The following is a 25,374-nucleotide window of genomic DNA, read 5'->3' as shown; positions in this document are numbered from 1 at the left end:
CATAGTCGGACCTACGACCCCCATTGACCCGGGCTCGGTCGTCATCAGCGTCCGTGGACCACACCCCTTTGTCCACGGCGCTCCGCGAAGGCCCCCGCAGCGCCGCACGTCGGCAACCGGGGGCTTTCGCGTTCTCAGCGGTCCGCCACCCGCATCTCGAACCACGTCGTCTTGCCGCGGGGCAGCAGATCCACGCCCCACCGGTCGGAGAGCTTGTCGACCAGGAAGAGGCCCCGGCCACTGAGGTCGAGTTCGTGGACGGGCATCAGACAGGGCAGTCCGCGCGAGGGGTCGCGCACCTCGATCCTGATCCAGCCGCGCCGCCGCATCATCCGCAGCCCGAAGACGCGGGCGCCGGTGTGCCGCACGGCGTTGCCGACGAGTTCGGAGGTGAGGAGCACCGCGTCCTCGGTCAGCTTCGGGGAGAGCCCCCAGTGCCGGAGTACGACGACCTGGGCGAGCCGGCGCGCGATGGCGGCGGACTCCGGGCGCGACGGCAGCGGAACCTCCGCGTCCGTCGGATTGCCGAACAACTCGAGCGCCTTGAGCGCGTGTTCGTCCTCAACCGCCGGCGACCAGCGCGCCGCGGTCGCACTCCCGTGTCGCCGCGGCTGTTCGATACCCTCCAGCCCCGCCATGCCCCCCATCATGGCCGCACAGAGCGTGTTCCGGGGCCGTTCCGACGGAATAAGCCCCCCGGAACCATCCATTCCGGGGGGCTTGTTAGGCATATGCCAGTGGCAGTCAGGCCCCTGCGACACCCCTGCTGACCTGCGATGACCACCCGCTTACGAGTGATCACTTACAGGCGCGGAGCAGGCAGACTTAAGGTTCTCTTAAGCCGCGCATAATCCGCTCCTTCGGGGGACACTTTGGCTGACGTGCCCTCAACTGCGCGCTTCCTGGCGGGACTTCACGCGTCGCTTCAGAGGAACTTCGCCTTGCCGGGGCCCTCCTCGACGAAGCTGCGCATGCCCCGCTCGCGGTCCTCGGTGGCGAACAGGCCCGCGAACCAGGTGCGTTCAATCGCGAGCCCGGTGTCGATGTCCGTCTCCAGGCCCGCGTCCACGGACTCCTTGGCGGCGCGCAGCGCGAGCGCGGGCCCCTGGGCGAGCCGCGCGGCCCACTGGTGCGCCTGCTCGTACACCTCGGCGGCGGGCACGACCCGGTCCACCAGGCCAATGGTGAGCGCCTCGTCGGCCTTGACCATGCGGCCGGTGAAGATGAGGTCCTTGGCCTTGGACGGGCCGACCAGACGGGACAGGCGCTGGGTGCCGCCCGCGCCGGGGATCAGGCCGAGCAGGATCTCCGGCTGCCCGAGCTTGGCGTTGTCGGCGGCGATGCGGAAGTCGGCGCAGAGGGCCAGTTCGCAGCCGCCGCCGAGGGCGTAGCCGGTGACGGCGGCGACGACGGGCTTGGGGATACGGGCGACCGCGGTGAAGGAGTCCTGCAAGGCCCTGGAGCGCGCGACCATCGCCGCGTGGTCCATGGCCTGCATCTCCTTGATGTCCGCGCCCGCCGCGAACACCTTCTCGCCGCCGTAGATGATCACGGCGCGTACGTCGTCGCGCCGGGTCGCCTCTTCGGCGAGCTCTTTGAGCCGGTCCTGGAGGGCGATGTCGAGCGCGTTCATCGGGGGGCGGTCGAGGCGGATCGTGCCGACGCCTTCGGCGACTTCGAGATGCACAGATGTCATGCGAGGCACGTTAGCCGTGCCTCGCACGCGTCTGCCGACCGGTCAGGCCTTCCACTTCTCCCAGGACATGTTCCAGCCGTTGTAGCCGTTCTCGGGCTGGATCGTCTTGTCCGCGGAGTTCTTCACGACCACGAGGTCCCCGATGAGGGAGTTGTCGAAGAACCATCCGGCGGGCGTCTTCTTGCTGTAGCCGCCGCGCACGTCGCTCAGGCCTATGCAGCCGTGGCTGGCGTTCGTGTTGCCGAAGGCGCCGCCCGACCAGTAGTTGCCGTGGATGAACGTGCCCGATGTGGACAGGCGCATCGCGTGCGGGACGTCCTTGATGTCGTACTCGCCGCCGAAGCCGACGGTCTCGCCGTTCATGCGCGTGACCTGGAGCTTCTCGCTGATGACCATCTGGCCGTTGTACGTCGTCGTGCCGGGGGCGCCCGCGGTGATCGGGATCTTCTTGATCTGCTTGCCGTCCCGGACGACCTTCATCTGGTGCGACTTGGCGTCGACGGTGGAGATCTGGCTGCGGCCGATCGTGAACTTCAGGGTCTTGGCCTGCTCGCCGTAGACCCCGGGCCTGCCCTCGACGCCGTCGAGGTTGAGGTTGACGGTGACCTTCGTGCCCGCCTTCCAGTACTTCTCGGGGCGGAAGTCGATGCGGTCGTTGCCGAACCAGTGCGGCTCGACGTCGACGGCGGGCTCGGTCTTGATCTCGATGGCCTTCTCGACGTCCTCGGGAGCGGTGATCCCCCGGTTGAAGTGGACCGAGAACGGCATTCCGACGCCGACCTTCGAGCCGTCCTCCGGCGTGAACTGCCCGATGAAGGTGTTCTTCGGGGTCAGCGTCGTGAACGACGTGTCCTTGGCGGACTCACGTCCCTCGGAGTCCTTGGCTATCGCGTGGACCTTGTACTTCGTGGAGGCGGCGAGGTGGTGCGCCGGCGTCCACGTGGCACCGCCCGAGGTGATCTTGCCCGGGACCGGATTGCCCTTGCTGTCCTCGACCTTGACCTGGGACAGCTTGCCCTTGTCTGCGGCTATCTTCAGGGCGCCGCTGGTGGCGACCGCCTCGGCGCCGTCCTTCGGGGCTATGGTCACCACCGCCGTCGACGGCGCGTTCTTGTCGGCTGCCTTGTCGCCGGACTTGCCGTCCTTGCCCGAGTCCGAGCCGCCCCCGCCGCATGCCGTGACCAACAGCAGCGTCACACCCGATGCCACCGCAAAGAGGCCCTTGGTCCCCCGTCGTCGTGCGCTCCCCCGCGCACGAACCGACGTCCCCGATATCGGTCGCCCGTTCAAGATGTGTCTCCCCTCGCACGGCCTGGTCAGGCCCGCACCCCAGTGCCTCAGCGCGCACAGACACGCGCCTGCGCTAGATAACCACACGGCCCTGACCGATGACTCCCCGCCAATGTCACCGTTCAGTCCCAACTGCGCAGGTGGTGCGGGCCTTGCCTCAGCGACCGTCCGCAGGCTTGGCCTGCGGCCCGGAGCCGGGCGGCGCCGTCCACTCCTTCCACCCCATGTTCCAGCCACCGAGCCCGTTGTCAGGAGCGACTTTCTTGTCATCGCTGTTGACAACTTCCACCACATCACCGATCAGGGTCCGGTCGAAGAACCACCCCGCCGGTGTCTGTGAGCTGCCGCCCTTCACATCACGCAGCCCCACACAGCCGTGGCTGACATTCGTGTTGCCCGGCGCGTCCGGGGCCCAGTAGTTGCCGTGCAGGAAGGTGCCGGACGTCGTCAGGCGCATCGCGTGCGGCACGTCGGGGATGTTGTACTCGCCGCCGAAGCCGACGGTGCGGCTGTTCATCCGGGTCACCTCCAGCATCTCCGTGACCACCATTTTCCCGTTGTACGTGGGGGTCTTGGGGGCCCCGGCGGTGATCGGCACCGTGGAGATGAGCTCGCCGTCACGGCGTACTTCCATCGTGCGCTCGGCGGCGTCGACCAGGGAGGTCTGGCTGCGGCCGACCGTGAACGAGAAGCTCTTGTCCTGGAGGCCGTAGACGCCGGGGGCGGCTTCGACGTCGCGCAGGCGCAGGCCGACGGTGACCTTCGTGCCGGGCTTCCAGTACTTCTCGGGGCGGAAGTCCACGCGGGTCTTGCCGAACCAGTGCGGCCGTACGTCGACTTCCGGGTTCGCCGTGACGCTGATGGCGCGCTGGACGGCCTCGCGGTTCTCGATCTCCTCGTTGAACTCCAGGGAGACGATCATGCCGGTGCCGACGGTGGAGCGGTTCTCCGGTGACACGTAGGCGATGAACCGCTCGTCGGGGACGGCCGTCGTGAACGTCGTGTGCCGGGCCGAGCGGCGGCCGTGGCCGTCGAGGGCGACGGCGTCCACCGAGTACTTCGCGGCGAGCGCGAGGCCGCCTTCGTCCAGTGGCTTCCAGGTCATGCCGTCCTCCTGGATGCGGCCGGGCACCGGAGCCTCCTGCGCGTCCTGCACCCGGACGACCTTCACCGATTCGAGGCGTCCGTCGGGGACCTCGACCTGGAGCTGTTCGTCTCCCCCGACTCCCTTGCTGCCGTCGTCGGGCGTCACCCGGATCACGTCGGCGGGCGAGCGCGGCTTGCCCATCAGCTGGTCGATGCCACCGCCGTCACCGCTGCACCCCGCGGCCCCGGCAAGCAGTCCTGCCCATGTCATTACGGCGGCCAGCGCGGCCCCTGCGCGCCGAGCGCGCCTCGCTACCTGTCTCACGTCCGTCCCAACGACCGTCCCCCTCCTGGGGAAACGTGAGTGCGACGCACGCGCTGGGCAGAACAGTGGGGAGGACGGCACCGGGCCGGCGGGTCCACACGTGCCGTCCGGTCAGGTACGCCCCGCCGCCGGGACGCGTCAGGGGTCGAGCCGCAGGAGGCGAATGGGTGTCCAGCGCAGCCGAACAGGAAGCACTCCGGGGTGGGCGGCGCGGGACGGGCGCGGCCGCGGGGAACGGGAAGGCCGCCGCCGTGAACGGGACGTCCACGGAGGCGCGCGCCGCGCCGCGGGCCGCGTCTGCCGCGCAGGGGCCGCCCGCGTGGCCGGGGGCGCCGACGCCGCTCGGCGCACGGTTCAGGGTGGGGCCCGACGGGGTCGCCGGCACCAACTTCGCGCTGTGGGCGGGGGGTGCGGAGGCCGTCGAGCTCTGCCTGTTCGACGACAGGGGCGTCGAGACGCGTACGTCGCTGACCGAGCTGACGCACGAGATATGGCACGGCTTCCTGCCGGGCGTCCGTCCGGGGCAGCGTTACGGCTACCGCGTGCACGGCCGCTGGGACCCGTGGACGGGCGCACGCTGGAACCCGGCGAAGCTGCTCCTCGACCCGTACGCGCGCGCGGTGGATGGCGACTTCGGCGCGCAGGGCCTGGCGCCCGAGGTGTACGGGCACGTGCGGGACTGGCCCCAGCAGCAGGTGGCCGACACGGTGCGGGACGACAGGGACTCGGCGCCGTACGTCCCCAAGGGTGTGGTCGTGCACGACGACGCCCCGGACGACGAGTGGGCCGACGACCGGCGCCCGAAGACTCCGTGGGCGGACTCGGTCATCTACGAGGTCCACGTACGCGGCTTCACGAAACTCCACCCGGGGATTCCGCGGGAGCTGCGGGGTACGTACGCGGGGCTCGCGCATCCCGCGGCGATCGGCCATCTCGTACGGCTCGGGGTGACGGCGGTGGAACTGCTCCCCGTGCACCAGTTCGCCCATGAGGACCATCTCCTGCGCCGGGGCCTGAAGAACTACTGGGGCTACAACTCGATCGGTTACTTCGCGCCGCACGCGGCGTACGCGGCGTCGGGGACGACGGGCGGGCAGGTCGGCGAGTTCAGGCGGATGGTGCGGGCGCTGCACGAGGCCGGGATCGAGGTGATCCTGGACGTGGTCTACAACCACACGGCGGAGGCGGGCGAGCTGGGCCCGATGCTCTCGCTCAAGGGCATAGACAACCGCGGCTACTACCGTCTTCAGCCGTCGGACGCGCGGCGGTACGCGGACTACACGGGCTGCGGGAACACGCTCCAGGTGGTGCAGCCGCATGTGCTGCGGCTGATCACGGATTCCTTGCGCTACTGGGTGACCGAGATGGGGGTGGACGGTTTCCGCTTCGATCTCGCGGCGGCCCTTGCCCGCTCGTTCCACGACGTCGACATGCTGTCACCCTTCCTCGCGGTGATCGCGCAGGATCCGGTCCTGCGGCGGGTGAAGCTGATCGCCGAGCCGTGGGACGTGGGTTCCGGGGGTTATCAGGTCGGGGCCTTCCCTCCGCTGTGGACGGAGTGGAACGACCGCTACCGGGGCGCGGTGCGGGACTTCTGGCGGGGCGCGCTGCCCGATGTGCGGGATCTGGGCTACCGGCTCTCCGGGTCGAGCGATCTGTACGCGTGGGGCGGGCGGCGTCCGTACGCGTCGGTGAACTTCGTGACGGCGCACGACGGGTTCACGCTGCGGGACCTGGTGACGTACGAGCGGAAGCACAACGAGGCCAACGGGGAGGGGAACAGGGACGGTTCGGACGACAACCGGTCCTGGAACTGTGGTGTGGAGGGCGAGACGGCGGACGCGGGGGTGGCTCAGCTGCGGCGGCGGCAGCTGCGCAATCTCCTGACGACACTGCTGCTCTCGACGGGGGTGCCGATGCTGGTCGCCGGGGACGAGATGGGGCGTACGCAGGGGGGCAGCAACAACGCGTACTGCCAGGACAACGAGGTCAGCTGGGTGGACTGGGGGCTGCTCGACGATCCGGGGTGGCGGGCGCTCTTCGACCTGACGTCCCGTCTGATCACCTTGCGCCACCGGCATCCCGTACTCCGTCGGCGGGCGTTCTTCTCCGGGCGTGCGCATTCGGCGGACGGGCTTCGGGATCTGGCGTGGTTCACGGCGCGCGGGACGGAGATGACGGAGGGCGACTGGTACGCGCCGGCCGCGACGCTGGGCATGTATCTGTCCGGCCGCGACATCCCCGGACGTGACGCCCGGGGTGCGCCGGTCGTCGACGACAGCTTCCTGGCGATCCTGCACGCGGCGGACCGCGCGGGGAGCTTCGTGCTGCCGGGGGCGCCGTGGGCGCGGGAGTACGAGGTGGTGGTGGACACGTCCCTGGAGGAGCAGGGGGAGGCGCCCGGCACGGTACTGCGCGCCGACGCGACGGTCACGGTGGCCGCGCGGTCGGTGCTGCTGCTGCGGGTGCGGGACGACGTGGCGGGGGGCGGGGGCTGAGGGTGCCAGGCGGTGGTCCGCATTGGTCCGTACCTGCCCATTGCCGCGCTCCCCGGCACGGGTCAAGCTCGGGCCATGGACCTGGAGTTGAGGCACCTGAAGACGATCCGGGCGATCGCCGACGCGGGCAGCCTGACCAAGGCCGCCACCGCGCTCGGGCTCGCGCAGCCCGCCCTGAGCGCGCAGCTGAAGCGGATCGAGCGCGCCTTGGGAGGGGAGCTGTTCGAGCGGGGGCGGCATGGGGTGCGGGCGACCGCGCTGGGGGAGTTCGTGCTGGCCCGTGCGCGGGTGGTGCTGCCCGCGGTGACCGGCCTGCGGGAGGAGGCGCTGCGGTTCGGCCGGGACTGGGCGGGCGGTGCGGGGTTCCGGCTCGGCGCGACGCACGGGCCGCTGCTCGGGGCCTTGGTGGACCGGCTCGCCGCCGCGTATCCGGGGGTGCCGGTGACGACGCACACCTCCTGGTCGGAGCGGGAGATCGCGTCCCGCACGGCTGACGGGCGCCTCGACTTCGCGCTGGTGGGGACGTGCGGGGCGAGCGCACCGCCGGAGAACGAGCTCCTGGTGTGGCGTGAGGTCGCCCGTGACCCGGTGTTCGTCATGCTGCCCACGGACCACCCGCTGGCCGACCGCCAGGAGATCGACCTGGCGGCCCTCGCGGAGGAGTCGTGGACGGATGTGCCGGGCGACGGCTGCTTCGCGGACTGCTTCACCGCGGCGTGCGCCAGAGCAGGCTTCACTCCGTCGTCGGTGTACGAGACGGACGTGGCGTCCTGCGTGCACTTGGTGCAGGTGGGGCGGGCGGTGGGCCTGTGCAGGGCGACGTTCCCGCCGACGCCGGGCCTGGTGACCAGACCCCTCTCCGGGGCACCGCTGTACTGGCGGCACCTGCTCGGCTGGCACCCGGCGGCCCCGGCCCACGACACAGCACCGGCAGTCTTCGCCCAGGCCCGCACGGCCCACGCGGAAGCAGCGGCCCGCAGCGAAAGCTACACGGCGTGGCTCGCAACCCCGCCCCCACACCAGCTCTGACGGAACAGCACTTCATCACCCCTGACTTCGCTGCACCTACGCGACGGGACCGCGCCGCACTGCCCCTGACCTCGCCGCGCCCTCGCCCGCACCTTCCACGACCGGACCGCGCCGCGCCGCACCACCCCTGCCCGCGCCGCACCTACCGCGACCGGACCGCGCCGCACCACCCCTGACCTCGCCACGCCCTCGCCCCCACCTTCCGCGACCGGCCCGCACCTGCCGGAACCGGACCGCACCCTCGCCTCACCTACCGCGGCCGGACCGCGCACCCCTCACGGCAACCTCCCCCCGACGAGACCGCGCCACGTCACGACACCTTCCCCGAGCCCGCCTTGCCTCATCGCTACGGCTCCCAACACCTCGCCGCGTGACCGGCCCGCACCCCCGTAACCCACTCCCTCACCACACCTCCCTCGACGAGACCGCGCCCCCCTCACGCACCTCCCCCGAGCCCGCCATGCCTCCTCGCCGCACCTCCCATCACCTCACCGCACCCGCACCCCGCGCCTTCCATAACGCCAGGCACGGGGGTCGACTGGTAGCTGATGGTGGGCTGTTGAGGGTTTTACGGTGTGGGCGATCCGCTGGCCGGGCCCTCGCCGGTCCGCTCCCCCCTCGCAATCGAGGAGATGTCCCCATGCCTCCCATCCACCACAGACGCGCCGCCGCGGCCTGTGCCGCGCTTGGTGCTGCCGGTGCCCTGGTTCTCGCGGGTCTGTCCGGCACCGCTCAGGCCCAGGCCGATCCCGCCGCGCCCCCTTCGCCCTCCCCCGCCGAGACCGCCGCCGTCGACAGGACATCGCCCGAGGTCCTGAAGGCCATGCAGCGGGACCTCGGCCTCACGGCGGCGCAGGCCGAGGCTCGTTTGGTCAACGAGGCCGAGGCCGGCGCCGTCGCGGGAGCCCTGCGGGCCGCGCTCGGACGTGACTTCGCGGGTGCCTGGGTGCACGGCGCCACCTCGGCCCGGCTCACCGTGGCCACCACCGATGCCTCCGATGTGCGGAAGATCGAGGCCCGGGGTGCGCGGGCCGAGGTCGTGCCGCATTCCATCCGCCAACTTGACGCTGCCAAAGCGCGGTTGGACCGCGCCGCGGACAAGGCCGCCACTCGCGACGCTCCCGTCTGGTACGTCGACGTGCGGTCCAACTCCCTCGTCGTGCGTGCCCTGAAGACGGGCGCCGCCCACTCCCTCGTCTCCGCCGCCGGCGTCGCTCCCTCCCTCGTACGCGTGGAGGAGACCCGGGAACGGCCGCGCCCGTTCTACGACCTCGTGGGCGGCGACGCCTACTACATGGGCGGCCGGTGTTCCATCGGCTTCCCGATCACCAAGGGCACCCAGCAGGGCTTCGCCACGGCGGGCCACTGCGGGCGGGCCGGTACCGCGACCAGCGGCTACAACCAGGTGGCTCAGGGCACGTTCCAGGCGTCCATCTTCCCCGGCAGGGACATGGCCTGGGTCGCCACCAACTCCCAGTGGACCGCCACCCCGTACGTGAAGGGCCAGGGCGGGCAGCGGGTCGGCGTCGGGGGCTCCACGCAGTCCCCGGTGGGTGCGTCGATCTGCCGCTCCGGCTCCACCACGGGGTGGCACTGCGGCACGATCCAGCAGCACAACACCAGCGTCACCTACCCCGAGGGCACCATCAGCGGCGTGACGCGTACGTCGGTCTGCGCGGAGCCCGGCGACTCGGGCGGCTCCTACATATCCGGGAGCCAGGCGCAGGGCGTCACATCCGGCGGCTCGGGCAACTGCCGCAGCGGCGGCACGACCTTCCACCAGCCGATCAATCCGCTCCTTCAGCAGTTCGGCCTGACGCTGAGGACCACGGGCGGCGGCGACCCGGGCCCCGGTGACCCCGACCCGGGCGGCACGTGGGCCGCGGGCAAGGTCTACGCCGCGGGTGACACGGTCACTTACGGCGGGTCCACCTACCGGTGCTTGCAGGGGCATCAGGCTCAGCCCGGCTGGGAGCCGCCGAGCACCCCTGCCCTCTGGCAGCGCGCCTGACCTCCGGAGTCAGCTCAGAATGCCGCGGCCGTACGCCATCGCGACGGCCGCGGCACGGTCCTTGACGCCCAACTTGCCGTAGTGCGGCCTGGTCGTAGGACCAGCGGACGAGCGGGGGCAGGTCAAAACTCGGTGGGCTCTGTCAGTCGCCATCCGTAGGCTCGCTCCTGATGCCGAAACCAGATGCACCGACCAAGGAACCTGACCGGGGAGGGTCCGCGGCGCGGACGCTGCTGAGGCTGTGGCCGTACGTCCGCCCCGTCCGAACTCGCCTGTTCAGCGCGGCATTTGTCGCCATCATCGCCTCCTGTACGGGGCTGGTCTTCCCCCTCGTACTGAAGTGGCTCGTGGACGGACCGGTGGCGGACCGGGATCTCGGCGGGGTGTGGATCGGGGCCCTGCTGCTGCTTCTGCTCGGTGTCGCGGAGGCACTGCTCTTCGGTCTTCGGCGGTGGCTGGTGGCGCGGCCGCTCGCCTCGGTCGAGGCGGCGATGCGGGCGGATCTCTACCGCCATTTGCAGCGGCTTCCCGTGGCCTTCCACGACCGGTGGGCCTCGGGCCAGTTGCTGTCGCGCGGCACGACGGATCTGATGCTGCTGCGGATGTTCCTCGCCTTCCCGCTGACGTTCCTGGTCGTGAACGGGACGACGATCGTGGTCGGCATGGCGATCCTGCTGGCGCAGGACTGGGTACTCGGGCTCGTGCTGCTGTCCCCGCTGGTGCCTCTGGTGATCGTCTGCGCGTACGTCGAGGGCCGGTACATGGCCGTGGCGCGGCGGGCGCAGGACCAGGTCGGCGATCTGACGACGGTCGTCGAGGAGAGCGTGCTCGGCATCCGCATCATCAAGGGCTTCGGCCGCCACCGCAGCCAGGCACGGGCGTTCCGCGAGCTCTCGCACACATTGCGGGGTACGGAGCTGGCCAAGGCGCGGCTGCTCGCGGCGATCAACGCGGTGATCATGGCACTGCCGGAGGTCGCGATCGGTGCGGCGCTGGTGCTCGGGACGGTGCAGGTGGCGGACGGGGACCTGTCGACGGGCACGCTGGTCGCGTTCCTCTCCACGGCGCTGGCGCTGCGCTGGCCGGTGGAGTCGATCGGGTTCCTGCTCGCGATGAGCCAGGAGTCGGCGACGGCCACGGAGCGGTACTTCGAGGTGATGGACGCGCAGCCGGAAGCCGACACGGAGGCCGCCACGGAGGTCGCGTCCCCCGGTGAGGGCTCCGCGGCGGCCGGACTCCGCTTCCACGGCGTGGAGTTCCGCTACCCGGACGCGCCTGCCGGTGCGCCACCGGCCCTCGACCGGATCGACCTGCACATACGCCCCGGCGAGACCCTCGCCCTTGTCGGCGCGACGGGCAGCGGCAAGACGACGCTGACGGCGCTGGTGCCCCGGCTGCACGAGGTGAGCGGGGGCCGCATCACGCTGGACGGCGAGGACATCGCGGAGATGGACCGCGAGCGGCTGCGCACGCTGGTGGCGGTCGCCTTCGAGGAGCCGACGCTGTTCTCCGCGACGGTGGGCGAGAACGTACTCATGGGCGCCGAAGAGGCCGCGGGGGCACCGGAGTTGGAGCGCGCCCTTGAGGTGGCCCAGGCGGACTTCGCCCACGCGCTCCCGCAGGGCACGGCCACGCAGGTCGGCGAGCAGGGCCTGAGCCTCTCCGGCGGCCAGCGCCAACGCCTCGCGCTGGCCCGCGCGGTGGTGGGCCGCCCGCGCTTCCTGGTCCTGGACGACCCGCTCTCGGCGCTGGACGTCCACACGGAGGCCCTGGTGGAGGCGGCCCTGCGCCGCGTCCTCAGGGACACAACGGCCCTGGTGGTGGCCCACCGCCCCTCCACGGTCCAACTCGCCGACCGGGTCGCCCTGCTCTCCAAAGGCAGAATCACCGCGGTGGGCACCCACCAGGAACTGCTGCGGGGGAACGCGGAGTATGCGTGGCTGATGTCGGGGGCGGGGGTCGCTCCCGCGACAGGGGAGGCGGATCCGGGGCTCGCACCCACACCCCCAACACCCCCAACACCCCTACAGACAGGATCGGACCCCGCGTCCGCGGAAGGTGAGGTCACACGATGACCGCGTCGACACCCGCCTCACGGACCACGGGGCCCGACGAGGAGGACCGGCCCGGCCTTCCCGACCGTGAGGTCACCGGCGGCTCTCTGGACCTCACCGAGTCGCCGACGGCAGAGGCGGAGGGGACAGGGCCGACCCAACTCCCCTCGAACGCGGAGGACTTCGACAAGGACACCCTCCCCGCACCCCCCGGCGCCACCGCCGCCCTGCTCCGTTCGCTGCTCTCGCCGCTGCGCACGCGCGTCGTCATCGCGACCGTGCTGCTTCTCTTGCAGCAGGCGGCCGTGCAGGGCGGACCACTCCTCGTCGCGTACGCCATCGACCGGGGCGTGCCTGCCGTCCGGGCCGACGACTACGGGCCCCTCATCGCCATCGGCGTCGGCTATCTGCTCTGCGCTGCCGCGTCCGGCGCGTTCCAGTACGCGTTCATCGTCGCCTCCGCCCGCGTCAACCAGGACGTCCTGCTCGATCTGCGCGGGCGGATCTTCCGGCACGCGCAGGCACTCAGCGTGGACTTCCACGAGCGGTACACCTCGGGGCGGCTCATCTCCCGGTCCACCACCGACGTGGAATCCCTGCGGGAGCTCCTCAGCGAGGGGCTGCAGGAGCTGATCACCGTCATCCTGTCCTTCGTCTACATCTCGGCGATGCTGCTCTGGCTCGACCTGAGCCTCGGCGCCGCGGCCGTGGCGTCGTTCGTGCCGCTCTATCTCCTCGTACGCCGCTATCAGCGCCGCGCGGGCCCCCTCTTCGGGAAGCGGTCGACGGCGATCGCCTCCGTCATCGTGAAGTTCGCCGAGACGATGAACGGCATCCGCCCCGTCCGCGCCTTCCGGCGCGAGCGCGCCAACGAGGCCGAGTTCGGCGTCCTCAACCGTCACCATGAGCGGGCCAACGGCGACGCCATGCTGGAGATGGCCCGTTACGTGGTCGGCTCCCGGCTCGTCGCCAACACCGCTGTCGCGGGCATCGTCCTGTGGGGCGCCTACCGCGTCACCGACGGCACCCTCGCGCTCGGCGTACTCGCCGCGGCCGTGCTGTATCTGCGGCGCCTGTACGACCCGATCGACCGGCTCGGGATGTTCCTCAACTCGTATCAGTCGGCCTCCGCTTCCCTGGAGAAGGTCGCCGGGCTGCTCGCCCAGACCCCCTCCGTGCCCGAGCCCCACCCGGACCGCGCCCGCCCGCTGCCCGCACTCGCCTCCGAACACCGGGGCCGCGAGGTCGAGTTCGACGGCGTCCGGTTCGCCTACCGGACCGGCGGCGAGGTCCTGCCCCGCTTCGACCTGACGCTGCCCGCCGGGCAGACCGTCGCCGTGGTCGGCTCCACCGGCGCGGGCAAGTCGACGCTCGCCAAGCTGCTCGCCCGCTTCTACGACCCGACGGAGGGCCGGGTCCTGCTCGACGGGGTCGACCTGCGGGACCTCGGGAACGCGGAGCTCCGGCGCGGTGTCGTCATGGTGACCCAGGAGGCCTTCCTCTTCTCCGGGACCGTCGCCGAGAACATCGCCATCGGCCGCCCCGACGCCACCCACGAGGACATCGAACGGGCGGCGCGGGCGATCGGCGCGCATGACTTCATCACGTCGCTGCCCGACGGCTACGACACCGACGTACGCAAGAGGGGCGGCCGTATCTCCGCCGGTCAGCGGCAGCTCGTCGCCTTCGCGCGGGCGCTGCTCGCCGACCCGGCGGTGCTGATCCTCGACGAGGCGACCAGCTCGCTCGACATCCCCGGCGAGCGTGCCGTGCAGCGCGCCATGCACACGGTGCTGCGCGGGCGGACCGCCGTGGTGATCGCCCACCGGCTCTCCACGGTGGAGATCGCCGACCGGGTGCTCGTGATGGAGCACGGGCGCGTCGTGGAGGACGGGCCCCCGGCCGAACTCATCTCGGGGAGCGGGTCGTTCGCGGACCTGCACCGGGCGTGGCGGGACAGCGTGGTGGGGTAGCGGCGCGTTAGCGGGACGACAGCCAGGCGTGAGCGGAACGCCAGCGGGGGTGGCCACAGTGGTGTCAACGGCGGGAACGACCAGCAGGTCCCGCATCCACCACCGCACGGGGGAACCTCAGCATGCGTACGACCCGGATCCGCGCCACCGTCCTCGCCGCCACCACCGCCGCGCTCGCCCTGTCCCTGACCGCCTGCGGCGGCTCCGGCAACGGCTCCAAGGCCGCCGGGAGCAAGAGCGTCGCCACCACGGTCGGCGCGCAGAGCCCCGAGGAGACGACGACGGAGACCACTGAGACGGTGGAGACGACGGAGACGTCCGGCTCCAGCGCGGGCAAGGCCGCCCCCGCCCACGTCGCCACGGTCCAGGCGTGCAAGGGCGACGAGATCTCGTACTCCGTGCTGCACCGCTTCCCCGCTGAGCAGGGCGAGCACCTCCTGATCACCGCGACGAACGCCGACTCCAAGCCCTGCTGGGTCACTTCCTTCCCGTCGGTGATGCTCGGCAGCACCTCAGACGTCCTGCCCCACTCGTCCAAGGACGCCCCCGGCGGCACCACCCGGATCACGGTCAAGCCCGGCGGCACGATCTACTCCGCCGTGTCGCTCTTCGCCGGCGACGACAGGACCCACACGTCGACGGACCTCTCCATCGCCCTGCGCGACCGGACCGGCGACACCGGCCCCGGCGCCGGGACGGGCGCGTTCGACGCCAAGGGCGCCCCGTCGGAGTTCACCTGGTCCGAGGCCGAGGTCACCAACTGGAACACCACGAAGCCCTACGACTTCTGATCAGCGGCCCCTCCCCCAAGTACCGGCCTGGAGCGACGCAGCGCTCCAGGCCGGCTTTCGCGTGCCCGGCCGGGGTGCGGAATCAGCCACGCCGCTCCGGCCACCCCGCGCCGGGCCCCGTCGAACAATGGCGAGGCCTTCACCTTGCGCGACCCCTCCGTATATCGAACGTGGCCCACCGGGCAGCGGACCATTTCCGGCCAACTCTTGACGCACTCCTGACAAACAGAGCGCACCGGTGCCACTCTTCCCCTCGATTCCCAGCTCCACGTTCTGCCTTGCTCCACGTTCTGCCTTGTTCTGCCCGGACGGCACGACCGCGCCGACCGTTCCCCCTGGCCGCGTACCCCGCGGCCGCGCAGAAGGAGTCCGTGTTGAGAAGCACCTCTCACAGACCTGCCTCCCACAGACGCGCCACCGCCGCGGGCGCCCTGACCGCCGTCGCCGCCCTCATCGCGGTGGCCTTCCAGACGGGCCCGGCATCCGCCGACGACCCCGCGATATCCAAGGCCAAGACCCCGGCCGCCGCGAAAATAGGCAAGGCCGACCCCGGTTCCCTGCCCGTGAAGCTCACCCCCGCCCAGCGTGCGGCGCTCCTCAAGGACGCCAACGCCACCAAGGCGGACACGGCCAAGGACCTGGGGCTCGGCGCCAAGGAGAAGCTCGTCGTCCGTGACGTCACCAAGGACGGCGACGGCACGACGCACACCCGTTACGAGCGCACGTACGACGGCCTGCCCGTCCTCGGCGGCGACCTGGTGGTCGACGAGGCGAAGTCGGGGAAGACCGAGGGCGTCACCAAGGCCGCGAAGGCGGAGCTCAAGGGTGTCGACACCAGCGCCGAGGTGAAGGCGGCGACCGCCGAGAAGCAGGCGCTCGGCGCGGCGAAGGCCGAGGGGTCGAAGAAGACCGACGCGGACCGGGAGCCGCGCAAGGTCGTCTGGATGGCCAAGGGCGAGCCGACTCTCGCGTACGAGACGGTGGTCGGCGGTCTTCAGCACGACGGCACCCCGAACGAGCTGCACGTCATCACGGACGCGGCGACCGGCAAGAAGCTCTTCCAGTGGCAGGGCATCGAGAACGGCACGGGCAACACCCAGTACAGCGGTCAAGTCACGCTCGGCACCGCCCAGTCGGGGTCCAACTACACCCTGACCGACACCGCTCGCGGCAACCACAAGACGTACAACCTCAACCGCGCCACGTCCGGCACCGGCACGCTCTTCTCGGGCCCGGACGACGTGTGGGGCAACGGGCTGCCCTCCAACCTGGAGACGGCAGGCGCGGACGCCCACTACGGGGCCGCGCTGACCTGGGACTACTACAAGAACGTGCACGGCCGTTCCGGCATCCGGGGTGACGGCGTCGGCGCGTCCTCACGGGTCCACTACGGCAACAACTACGTCAACGCGTTCTGGTCCGACGCCTGCTTCTGCATGACGTACGGCGACGGCGCGAACAACGCCAAGCCGCTGACGTCCATCGACGTGGCGGCCCACGAGATGACGCACGGCGTGACGGCGGCCACCGGCAACATGACGTACAGCGGCGAGTCCGGCGGCCTGAACGAGGCGACGTCCGACATCTTCGCGGCGGCCGTCGAGTTCCACGCCAACAACGCGCAGGACGTGGGCGACTACAACGTCGGCGAGAAGATCGACATCCGCGGCAACGGCACCCCGCTGCGCTACATGGACAAGCCGAGCAAGGACGGCTCGTCCAAGGACTCCTGGTACTCGGGCATCGGCAACATCGACGTCCACTACTCCTCGGGTGTCGCGAACCACTTCTACTACCTGCTGAGCGAGGGCAGCGGCGCCAAGGTGATCAACGGCGTCTCGTACGACTCGCCCACCTCGGACGGTCTGCCCGTGACCGGAATTGGTCGTGACAAGGCGTCGCTCATCTGGTTCAAGGCGCTGACGACGAAGTTCACCACGACCACCAACTACGCGGCGGCGCGCACCGGGACCCTCGCGGTGGCCGGTGAGCTGTACGGCACCACCAGCGCCGAGTACAAGGCGGTGGCCCACGCCTGGGCCGGCGTCAACGTCGGCGCGCGGCCCGGCGACGGCGGCGGCACGGACTTCGAGAACACCACCGACGTCGCCATCCCGGACAACGGAGCGGCCGTCACCTCGTCGGTCAACGTCACCGGCCGTACGGGCAACGCGCCCGCCGCCCTGAAGGTCGGCGTCGACATCATCCACACCTGGCGCGGTGACCTGGTCGTCGACCTGGTGGCCCCGGACGGCTCGACGTACCGCCTGAAGAACTCCAGTTCGTCGGACTCGGCGGACAACATCCAGGCGACCTACACGGTCAACGCCTCGTCCGAGGTGGCCAACGGCACCTGGAAGCTGAAGGTCCAGGACGTGGCCGCGCAGGACGTCGGCCGCATCAACAGCTGGAAGCTGACGTTCCCGTAGGCCCTGACCGGGCTTGACGAGAGCACGTGCAGACTGCGCCGCTCCGGGTGGATCCACTCCCCGGAGCGGCGCACCCATGTGTGCCGTCGCGCGTGCCGCCAACCGCGTAACTCCCCGTTCGCATTGCGTACATGGACCATCGCTCAACGGACGATTTCCGGCCAACCTGCGGTCAGGTACCTGACATGAACCTGGCTCAACTGACACTCTTCCCTCGCACGACACAACAGAACATCTGTACACCCGCACCGCATCTTTCAGCCCGGACAGTCCCCCATGCCGTCCGGGCCCCCCACAGAAGGAGCATGCGTGACCCCCCACATATCCCGGAAGCGCTCAACGCTGGCCATAGCCACCGCTGTTGCCGCCGGAGCCCTGCTCGCCGCCGGTCTGACCACCGGAGCCTCCGCGCAGCCCGACCGGGCCGCCGCACCCTCCGGGGCACCGATCGCACTCTCCTCCACGGCCCGCGCCGGCCTGCTTCAGGACGCGAACGCGGACAAAGCCGCGACCGCCGAGAAGATCGGCCTCGGCGCCAAGGAGAAGCTCGTCGTACGCGACGTCGTCAAGGACCGCGACGGCACCACGCACACCCGCTACGAGCGCACGTACGACGGCCTGCCCGTCCTCGGCGGCGACCTCGTCGTGCACGCCGCGAAGAGCGGCAAGGTCAAGAGCGTGACCAAGGCGGCCAAGGCCACCATCAAGGTCGCGTCGACTTCCGCGAAGATCGCGACGAAGTCGGTAGCGACGAAGGCCGAGTCGACCGCCGCGAAGTCCGGCGACACCAAGAAGGCGGACGCGCAGGCTCCGCGCAAGGTCGTCTGGGCCGCGTCCGGCAAGCCGGTCCTCGCCCACGAGACGGTCGTCACCGGCGTGCAGAAGGACGGCACGCCCAGCAAGCTGCACGTCATCACCGACGCGGCCACGGGCAAGAAGCTCTTCCAGTACCAGGCCATCGAGAACGGCGCGGGCCACAGTCAGTACAGCGGCGACGTCGAGGTCGGCTCCAAGAAGGGGACCAGCGGCTTCGACCTGACCGACGACGCGCGCGGCGGCCACTCGACGTACGACCTGGCGCACGGCCAGAGCGGCGAGGGCAAGCTCGTCACCGACGACGACGACACGTGGGGCACCGGAAAGCCGGAGGACGCCCAGACCGCCGCCGTCGACGCCGCCTACGGCGCGCAGTTGACCTGGGACTACTACAAGGCCGTGCACGGCCGTGAGGGCATCAAGGGCGACGGCAAGGGCGCGACATCGCGGGTCCACTACGGCAACGCGTACGTCAACGCCTTCTGGGACGACAGCTGCTTCTGCATGACGTACGGCGACGGCGAGGGCGACAAGAAGCCGCTCACGTCGATGGACGTCGCGGCGCACGAGATGACGCACGGCGTCACGGCGGCGACCGCCAACATGGAGTACAGCGGTGAGTCGGGCGGTCTGAACGAGGCCACCTCCGACATCTTCGCGGCGGCGGTCGAGTTCAACGCCAAGAACGCCGAGGACGTCCCCGACTACATGGTCGGCGAGAAGATCGACATCAACGGCGACGGTTCGCCGCTCCGCTACATGGACAAGCCCTCCAAGGACGGCAACTCCCTGGACAACTGGAGCGCGGAGGCGGGCAACGTAGACGTCCACTACTCCTCGGGCATCGCCAACCACTTCTTCTACCTCCTCTCGGAGGGCAGCGGCGCGAAGGAGATCAACGGCGTCAAGTACGACTCCCCGACGGCCGACGGCTCCAAGGTCGAGGGCATCGGCCGCGACAAGGCCGAGAAGATCTGGTTCAAGGCCCTGACGTCGTACTTCACGACGACGACGGACTACAAGGCGGCCCGCGAGGGCACCTTGAAGGCGGCAACCGACCTGTACGGCGCGGACTCCGCCGAGGCCAAGGGCGTGGCGGCGGCCTGGACGGGCGTCAACGTCAAGTAGTTCCCCGCACCACTGGACGGGCCGGAATCCTCCGGCCCGTCCGGCGTTTCCCGCAGGGACAGGTCCCTACCGCAACAGCACCCCCGCAGCCTCCCCCGTCCCCTCCGACGGCACCGCCACCAAGCCCAACTCCGCCCCGCTGGCCAGCAGTCGGTGGGACGGCAGGATCCGGACCGTGTAGCCGAACGGCCCCGTGCGGTCCAGGGCCAGCGGGCCCTCGTACAAGCGGCGGCCCTCCGCGTCCGGGCCGCCCACCGGTTTCAGTGGGACCGGGATCGCGTCGGCGATGACGTCCTCGGGGTCTACGCGGCCCGCGATCGCCTGGACCTCCACGTCGTCCGGGGTCAGTTCGCCCAGGTGCACGCGGACCCGCAGCGAGAGCGTGGCGCCCAGTTCGGCCGTGGCGCCCGTCGCCGACGCCTCCACGTGGTCGACGGCGACCCGCGGCCAGGCGGCGCGCACCCGCGCCTTCCAGGAGGCGAGCTCCCCCGCGGCATCCGGGCCCAGCGTGCGATGCGCCCGCGCGGCGGGGACGTACAGCTGCTCCACGTAGTCACGCACCATCCGGCCCGCGAGCACCTTCGGACCGAGACGGGTCAGCGTCCGGCGCACCATCTCGATCCACCGGTCGGGCAGGCCACCGGGACCCTGCTCGTAGAAGCGGGGCGTGATCCTGCGTTCGAGCAGGTCGTACAGCGCCGCGGCCTCCAGGTCGTCCCGGCGGTCGTCGTCCGTCGCCGCCCCGTCCGCCGTGGGGATCGCCCATCCGAAGTCCGGTTCGAACCACTCGTCCCACCAGCCGTCCAGGACCGACAGGTTGAGGCAGCCGTTCAGCGCCGCCTTCATCCCGCTCGTCCCGCACGCCTCCAGCGGACGGAGAGGGTTGTTCAGCCAGACGTCGCAGCCGGGGTACAGCTTCTGGGCCATCGCCATGCCGTAGTCCGGCAGGAACACGATCCGGTTGCGCACCCGCGGATCGTCCGTGAAGCGCACCAGCTCCTGGATGAGCCGCTTGCCCCCGTCGTCCGCCGGGTGCGCCTTGCCCGCCACCACGATCTGGATCGGCCTTTCCGGGTGCGTGAGCAGTTCCATCAGCCGGTCGCGGTCCCGCAGCATCAGCGTCAGGCGCTTGTACGAGGGGACGCGGCGCGCGAAGCCGATCGTCAGGACGTCCGGGTCCAGCACGTCGTCGATCCAGCCCAACTCCGCGCTCGCCGCGCCTCGTTGACGCCACGACGCGTAGAGCCGCCGCCTGACCTCCGTCACCAGCTGGCCCCGCAGCTCACGCCGCAGCTCCCAGATGTCCGCGTCCTGGATCTCGGCGACAGCGTCCCACCGGTCGGAGCCGCCCACCGACAGCGCGTCCTCGGTCCTCTGCGCGCCGATCTGCCGAGCGCCGAGGCGGAAGACCTCGGGGGCGACCCACGTCGGGGCGTGCACGCCGTTCGTGACGGAGGCGATCGGCACTTCCTCGGCGTCGAATCCCGGCCACAGGCCCGAGAACATCTCCCGGCTCACCTTGCCGTGCAGGGTCGATACGCCGTTGGCGCGGCGCCCGAGCCGCAGGCCCATCACCGCCATGTTGAAGAGGTTGGGCTCGCCGCCGGGATACGTCTCCATGCCGAGCCGCAGTATCCGCTCGACGTCGATGCGGGGCAGCTCGGCGTCCGGGCCGAAGTGCCGGGCGACCAGCTCACGGTCGAAGCGGTCGATCCCGGCGGGTACGGGGGTGTGGGTGGTGAAGACGGTCCCGGCCCGCACCGCTTCGAGCGAGGCGTCGAACTCCACGCCCTCGCGCGCGAGTTCATGAATCCGCTCCAGACCGAGGAAGCCCGCGTGGCCTTCGTTCGTGTGGAAGACCTCGGGCTCCGGGTGCCCGCTCAGCCGGCAGTACGTCCTGATGGCGCGCACCCCGCCGATGCCGAGCAGCATCTCCTGGAGCAGCCGGTGCTCGCTGCCGCCGCCGTAGAGCCGGTCGGTCACCTCGCGGGCGCCGGGGTCGTTCTCCTCGACGTCCGAGTCGAGCATCAGCAGCGGTACGCGTCCGACGCCGGCCTGCCAGACGTGGGCCCGCAGCGATCGCCCGCCGGGCAGCGCGATCGACACCAGGCTCGGGGTGCCGTCCGCCTCGCGCAGGAGGGAGAGGGGCAGCTCGTTCGGGTCGAGCACCGGGTAGGTCTCCTGCTGCCAGCCGTCGCGGGACAGGGACTGGTGGAAGTAGCCGTGCCGGTAGAGCAGCCCGACCCCGATGAGCGGAAGCCCGAGGTCGCTCGCCGCCTTCAGGTGGTCGCCCGCGAGGATGCCGAGCCCGCCCGAGTACTGCGGAAGGGCGGCGGTGATGCCGAACTCGGGCGAGAAGTAGGCGACCGCGCACGGCAGTTCGCCGCCACGCTCGGCGGCCTGCTCCTGGTACCAGCGCGCCCCGGTGACGTACTCCCGGAGCCCGTCCGAGGCCTCGGCGAGCCGCCGCAGGAAGGGACCGTCCCCCGCCAGCTGGGCGAGCCGGTCGGGCGTCACGCTGCCGAGCAGCCGCACGGGGTCACAGCCCGATGCGGCCCACTGCTCGGGGTCGATGGTCTTGAACAGGTCACGGGTGTCCGCATGCCAGGACCAGCGCAGATTGCGCGCCAGCTCCGACAGCGGGGTGAGGGGTTCGGGAAGGGCGGGACGTACGGTGAATCGACGGATGGCCTTCATCACGTGTGCACCTCTGCCGGAGCGTCTGACGGGGCGTATGCCGGGGCTTTCGTACCTCGCGTATCGCCGTACCGCACCGACGTTAGCGGTGCGCCGCTCCTGTCACCACGGCGCACAGGGAGCACGGCCCTCAGGGACGTGCCATCGCCGCCACGATCGTCGCCGTGTCCCAGTAGAACGGCCGCACCTCCGTGATCCGCCCGTCCCGCACGGTGATCGTCTGCAGTACGGGGAAGGCGAGTTCACGCCCCGTGGCACGTGCCACCGCGCGGACCTGGGTGTGGACGACCACCGTCTCGCCCGCGGCCAGGAACTCCTGCTCGCCGATCTCGAAGGACTCCCACGCCTCGGCCATGGCGAGGAAGAAGCGGGTCATTCCGTCGTGGCCGCGCCAGGTGCCGCCGTATGGGAGTGCCCGCGCCTGGTGCAGCACGACATCGGGGGCGAAATAGGGGGCGAGCAGGTCGAACGACGCTTTGCCGGGGCCGCCGGCCGCCAGGTAGCGGGACTCCGCCTCGTACATGCCGGTGAGGACGGAGAGGGAGTCCGGCGCGGGTGCTTCGTGCGTGCTGGTCATTTCGTGTGTGCTGGTCATGCCGTCAGCGTGACGGCGCGGGCACTGCTCCGCTGGCGGGAAACGGACGTCGACGTACCGACGGTCACCCCGTGGCCCCGCACCTATCGCAGGCATCCTGAATCCGTCCGGAAATCGGCGCAACCCTCACAGCACCCCCACGGGCGGTATGGCCGATTCCCCCACGCCGTGTGGTCTTGTAGGGCCTCACGCCACACGAGAGGCTGCCAAGTGGCGCTCGTGGAGGATACGGGGAATCCGGCACAGACCGCTCCAACTCCACGGGTTGCACGTCAAGTTGGGGAGGGAAACCAGCGTATGACTCTGACGCGAACGAAGCGTTTGCGGTGGGCGGGAGCCGTCACCGCCGCCACCACGGCGACGGTGCTTTCGGCCATCACGCTGCCCGCACACGCCGCTCCCGCCGATGCCCCGCTGGGGAAGATACTCGGCGCCGGGGAGCCCGGTTCCATCAGCGGAAGTTACATCGTCACGCTCAAGGGCGGCACCGAGGCCCCGTCGGACGCGGGCAAGGGCCTCGCCGCGAAGTACGGGGCGGAAATACGTCACACCTACAGCACCGCGCTCAACGGATATGCGGTGCGGGTCAGTTCGGATCAGGCCAAGAAGCTCGCGGGTGACTCGAAGGTCGCCTCCGTCGTCCAGGACAGCACCGTGTCCCTGGACAACACCCAGCAGAATCCGCCCTCCTGGGGACTCGACCGGATCGACCAGAAGAACCTGCCGCTCGACAAGTCCTACACCTCGCCCGAGTCTTCGGGGCAGGGCGTGACGACGTACGTCATCGACACCGGCATCCGCACGTCGCACCAGGACTTCGGCGGCCGTGCGAGCAGCGGCTGGGACTTCATCGACAACGACGCCACGGCGCAGGACGGCAACGGACACGGCACGCATGTCTCCGCGACCGTCGCGGGCACGAGCCACGGCGTCGCCAAGAAGGCGAACGTCGTGGGCGTCCGCGTGCTCGACGACGCGGGGTCGGGGTCGACCGCGCAGGTCATCGCCGGCATCGACTGGGTGACGAAGAACGCGAAGAAGCCCGCAGTCGCCAACCTCAGCCTGGGCGGCTCGGCCAACGCCCAGCTGGACGCGGCCGTACGCAACTCCATCGCGTCCGGGGTCACTTACACGGTCGCGGCGGGCAACGACGGGCTTCCCGCGTTCCTGTTCTCGCCGGCCCGCGTGAAGGAAGCGGTCACGGTCGGCGCGACCGACGCCAAGGACGCAAGGGCGAGCTTCTCCAACTGGGGCAGCAGCCTCGACCTGTTCGCGCCGGGCGTCGGCATCACCTCCGCGTGGAACACGAACGACGCGGCCACGAACACCATCTCGGGTACGTCGATGGCCTCGCCGCACGTGGCGGGCGCGGCGGCGCTCTACCTCGCCGATCACCCGTCGGCCGCACCGGCCGAGGTGAGCAAGGCGCTGTCCGACGGGGCGGTGCCGGGCAAGGTGACGGGCGCCGGCCTCGGCTCCCCGAACAAGTTGCTGCAGGTCAACAACCCGTAGCGCACGACGCATCACGGAACCGGCCCCGCCGCACACGGCGGGGCCGGTTCTGCGTGCGCGGCTGCGGCCTTGCCTCAGGCGCCAACCCGAAGCACCCTCGATAGGACGCCGGTGTTGTTATGAGGCCTTACGCACCAGTAGTGCTGCACGCCCCGGGGGATGACCCCCGGACCCCCAGCCGGAAAGACGGGGCCGGCTCCCCCGGTCTTGTATGAGGCCTTACGCACCAGTAGTTAACAAAGCGCCGGATTGCCCACCCGAAGTTGGTGGGAAGGCTCCCCCGGTACGCACACGGCTCAGTACGGTCAGTCACGGCTCAGTACGGCCCCACAAGCGCGGCACGCAGTCGCTGAACCCCTCCACACCCCCGTATCCGCCCCACTTATGTAACGCGGACAGGAGCGGTCATGCCCTCAACTCGCCCGTCGGCGACGCCCTCGGGAAAGGCCCCCACAAGGGTGCCCACATCCCCGGCACCACAGCAGGACCCGCAGCACCCGCAGCACCCGCAGGACCCGCGGGATGCACGGGATCCGCAGGACCCACCCCCGCGCCCCGCCCGGCCGGGCACCCTCACCGGCCGCATCCCCGTCTTCGACATCGCGCCCCTCGTCCACGGCGGGCGGCGGCCCGCCAAGGCCGTGGTGGGCGAGACCTTCCAGGTCACCGCCACCGTGTTCCGCGAAGGGCACGAGGCGGTCGCCGCCAATGTCGTGCTGCGCGATCCTGAAGGACGCCCCGGGCCATGGACCCCCATGCGCGAGCTGGCCCCCGGCACCGACCGGTGGGGCGCGGACGTCACCCCGGACGCGGAGGGGAACTGGACGTACTCCGTCGAGGCGTGGGGCGACCCCGTCACCCAGTGGCGGCACCACGCGCACATCAAGATACCGGCGGGCATCGACACCGAACTCGTCCTGGAGGAAGGCGCCCGCCTGCACGAACGCGCCGCGGCCGACGCCCCCGCGAGCAAGGGCCGCCGCGCCACCCTCCGCGCCGCCGCCGAGGCCCTGCGCGACGCGGAGCGCCCGGTCGCGGCCCGTCTGGCGGCCGCTCTCACCCCGGAGGTGGACGCGGTCCTCGCCGAGCATCCGCTGCGTGAACTCGTCACGGAGTCGGAGCGGTTGCCGCTGGTCGTGGAGCGGGAGCGGGCGCTGTTCGGGTCCTGGTACGAGTTCTTCCCGCGCTCGGAAGGTGCCGTCGTGCGCGAGGGGAAGCCCCCGAAGTCGGGCACGTTCCGCACCGCCGCCGAGCGGCTGCCGGCCATTGCCGCGATGGGCTTCGACGTCGTCTACCTGCCGCCCATCCACCCCATCGGGACCACCTTTCGCAAAGGGCCGAACAACTCCCTGTCCCCCGGCCCGCACGACGTGGGCGTGCCCTGGGCGATCGGCTCCCCCGAGGGCGGCCACGACGCCATCCACCCCGACCTGGGCACCCTGGA

The 25,374-nt window shown here is 70.8% G+C and carries 16 protein-coding genes; 10 read left to right on the top strand and 6 right to left on the bottom strand.

Annotation, left to right across the window (positions count from 1 at the left end):
• Positions 1–134: 134 nt before the first annotated feature.
• The 4 genes from ACWGI2_RS34860 to ACWGI2_RS34845 all read right to left on the bottom strand — a co-directional run bounded on the left by ACWGI2_RS34860 (position 135) and on the right by ACWGI2_RS34845 (position 4,343).
• Positions 135–638 carry an ATP-binding protein gene (locus ACWGI2_RS34860; RefSeq protein WP_160507327.1) on the bottom strand — a complete coding sequence of 168 codons (504 nt, stop codon included), beginning with the start codon at positions 636–638 and terminating at the stop codon, positions 135–137.
• Between the two features lie 287 nt (positions 639–925).
• The gene (locus ACWGI2_RS34855; RefSeq protein ID WP_453699845.1) at positions 926–1,696 is read right to left on the bottom strand and encodes an enoyl-CoA hydratase/isomerase family protein; all 771 of its coding nucleotides are present in this window, start codon (positions 1,694–1,696) and stop codon (positions 926–928) included.
• 42 nt (positions 1,697–1,738) lie between these two features.
• Positions 1,739–2,986, bottom strand: a complete 1,248-nt coding sequence (locus ACWGI2_RS34850) for a L,D-transpeptidase (protein WP_453398022.1) — start codon at positions 2,984–2,986, stop codon at positions 1,739–1,741.
• A gap of 157 nt (positions 2,987–3,143) precedes the next feature.
• The gene (locus tag ACWGI2_RS34845) at positions 3,144–4,343 is read right to left on the bottom strand and encodes an Ig-like domain-containing protein (protein WP_453699843.1); all 1,200 of its coding nucleotides are present in this window, start codon (positions 4,341–4,343) and stop codon (positions 3,144–3,146) included.
• A gap of 221 nt (positions 4,344–4,564) precedes the next feature.
• Here ACWGI2_RS34845 and glgX point away from each other — a divergent pair, with 221 nt between their 5' ends.
• The 8 genes from glgX to ACWGI2_RS34805 all read left to right on the top strand — a co-directional run bounded on the left by glgX (position 4,565) and on the right by ACWGI2_RS34805 (position 19,126).
• The gene (glgX, locus tag ACWGI2_RS34840) at positions 4,565–6,895 is read left to right on the top strand and encodes a glycogen debranching protein GlgX (RefSeq protein WP_453699842.1); all 2,331 of its coding nucleotides are present in this window, start codon (positions 4,565–4,567) and stop codon (positions 6,893–6,895) included.
• A gap of 75 nt (positions 6,896–6,970) precedes the next feature.
• Positions 6,971–7,924, top strand: a complete 954-nt coding sequence (locus ACWGI2_RS34835) for a LysR substrate-binding domain-containing protein (RefSeq protein WP_453699841.1) — start codon at positions 6,971–6,973, stop codon at positions 7,922–7,924.
• A 640-nt stretch (positions 7,925–8,564) separates the two neighbouring features.
• Complete coding sequence (locus tag ACWGI2_RS34830; protein WP_453699839.1) at positions 8,565–9,935, top strand: carbohydrate-binding protein; 1,371 nt, start codon at positions 8,565–8,567, stop codon at positions 9,933–9,935.
• 170 nt (positions 9,936–10,105) lie between these two features.
• Entirely contained in the window at positions 10,106–12,010 is a 1,905-nt protein-coding gene (locus ACWGI2_RS34825) for an ABC transporter ATP-binding protein (protein WP_453699837.1), read from the top strand.
• Positions 12,007–13,962, top strand: coding sequence for an ABC transporter ATP-binding protein (locus ACWGI2_RS34820; protein ID WP_453699835.1), 1,956 nt, complete (start codon positions 12,007–12,009; stop codon positions 13,960–13,962). The genes ACWGI2_RS34825 and ACWGI2_RS34820 overlap by 4 nt, the downstream gene beginning before the upstream one ends.
• Before the next feature lie 122 nt (positions 13,963–14,084).
• The gene (locus tag ACWGI2_RS34815; protein ID WP_453699833.1) at positions 14,085–14,753 is read left to right on the top strand and encodes a DUF4232 domain-containing protein; all 669 of its coding nucleotides are present in this window, start codon (positions 14,085–14,087) and stop codon (positions 14,751–14,753) included.
• A 374-nt stretch (positions 14,754–15,127) separates the two neighbouring features.
• Entirely contained in the window at positions 15,128–17,182 is a 2,055-nt protein-coding gene (locus tag ACWGI2_RS34810; protein ID WP_453699831.1) for a M4 family metallopeptidase, read from the top strand.
• 309 nt (positions 17,183–17,491) lie between these two features.
• Positions 17,492–19,126, top strand: coding sequence for a M4 family metallopeptidase (locus ACWGI2_RS34805; protein ID WP_453398013.1), 1,635 nt, complete (start codon positions 17,492–17,494; stop codon positions 19,124–19,126).
• Between the two features lie 66 nt (positions 19,127–19,192).
• Here the strand turns inward: ACWGI2_RS34805 and glgP are convergent, their stop codons facing one another.
• The gene (glgP, locus tag ACWGI2_RS34800) at positions 19,193–21,823 is read right to left on the bottom strand and encodes an alpha-glucan family phosphorylase (RefSeq protein WP_453699829.1); all 2,631 of its coding nucleotides are present in this window, start codon (positions 21,821–21,823) and stop codon (positions 19,193–19,195) included.
• A 130-nt stretch (positions 21,824–21,953) separates the two neighbouring features.
• Entirely contained in the window at positions 21,954–22,418 is a 465-nt protein-coding gene (locus ACWGI2_RS34795) for a nuclear transport factor 2 family protein (RefSeq protein ID WP_453699827.1), read from the bottom strand.
• A gap of 297 nt (positions 22,419–22,715) precedes the next feature.
• Between ACWGI2_RS34795 and ACWGI2_RS34790 the strand changes: the two genes are divergently transcribed.
• On the top strand, positions 22,716–23,930 hold the full coding sequence (locus ACWGI2_RS34790; RefSeq protein WP_453699826.1) for a S8 family peptidase: 1,215 nt from the start codon (positions 22,716–22,718) through the stop codon (positions 23,928–23,930).
• Positions 23,931–24,337: 407 nt separating this feature from the next.
• The coding region (locus tag ACWGI2_RS34785; protein ID WP_453699824.1) for a maltotransferase domain-containing protein at positions 24,338–25,374 on the top strand (1,037 nt) is incomplete at its 3' end.

The sequence above is a fragment of the Streptomyces sp. NPDC054866 genome (assembly GCF_053610745.1).
Note: the sequence above shows the minus strand (reverse complement) of the source record. Positions and strands in the feature narration are given on the sequence as shown.

What these genes read in the sequence shown, in the direction of transcription:
- ACWGI2_RS34790 (WP_453699826.1), top strand. Translation starts at nt 22,716, where the DNA reads ATGACTCTGACGCGAACGAAGCGTTTGCGGTGGGCGGGAGCCGTCACC.
- ACWGI2_RS34855 (WP_453699845.1), bottom strand. Translation starts at nt 1,696, where the DNA reads ATGACATCTGTGCATCTCGAAGTCGCCGAAGGCGTCGGCACGATCCGC.
- ACWGI2_RS34835 (WP_453699841.1), top strand. Translation starts at nt 6,971, where the DNA reads ATGGACCTGGAGTTGAGGCACCTGAAGACGATCCGGGCGATCGCCGAC.
- ACWGI2_RS34820 (WP_453699835.1), top strand. Translation starts at nt 12,007, where the DNA reads ATGACCGCGTCGACACCCGCCTCACGGACCACGGGGCCCGACGAGGAG.
- ACWGI2_RS34825 (WP_453699837.1), top strand. Translation starts at nt 10,106, where the DNA reads ATGCCGAAACCAGATGCACCGACCAAGGAACCTGACCGGGGAGGGTCC.
- glgP (WP_453699829.1), bottom strand. Translation starts at nt 21,823, where the DNA reads ATGAAGGCCATCCGTCGATTCACCGTACGTCCCGCCCTTCCCGAACCC.
- ACWGI2_RS34860 (WP_160507327.1), bottom strand. Translation starts at nt 638, where the DNA reads ATGGCGGGGCTGGAGGGTATCGAACAGCCGCGGCGACACGGGAGTGCG.
- ACWGI2_RS34830 (WP_453699839.1), top strand. Translation starts at nt 8,565, where the DNA reads ATGCCTCCCATCCACCACAGACGCGCCGCCGCGGCCTGTGCCGCGCTT.
- ACWGI2_RS34815 (WP_453699833.1), top strand. Translation starts at nt 14,085, where the DNA reads ATGCGTACGACCCGGATCCGCGCCACCGTCCTCGCCGCCACCACCGCC.
- ACWGI2_RS34845 (WP_453699843.1), bottom strand. Translation starts at nt 4,343, where the DNA reads ATGACATGGGCAGGACTGCTTGCCGGGGCCGCGGGGTGCAGCGGTGAC.
- ACWGI2_RS34795 (WP_453699827.1), bottom strand. Translation starts at nt 22,418, where the DNA reads ATGACCAGCACACACGAAATGACCAGCACGCACGAAGCACCCGCGCCG.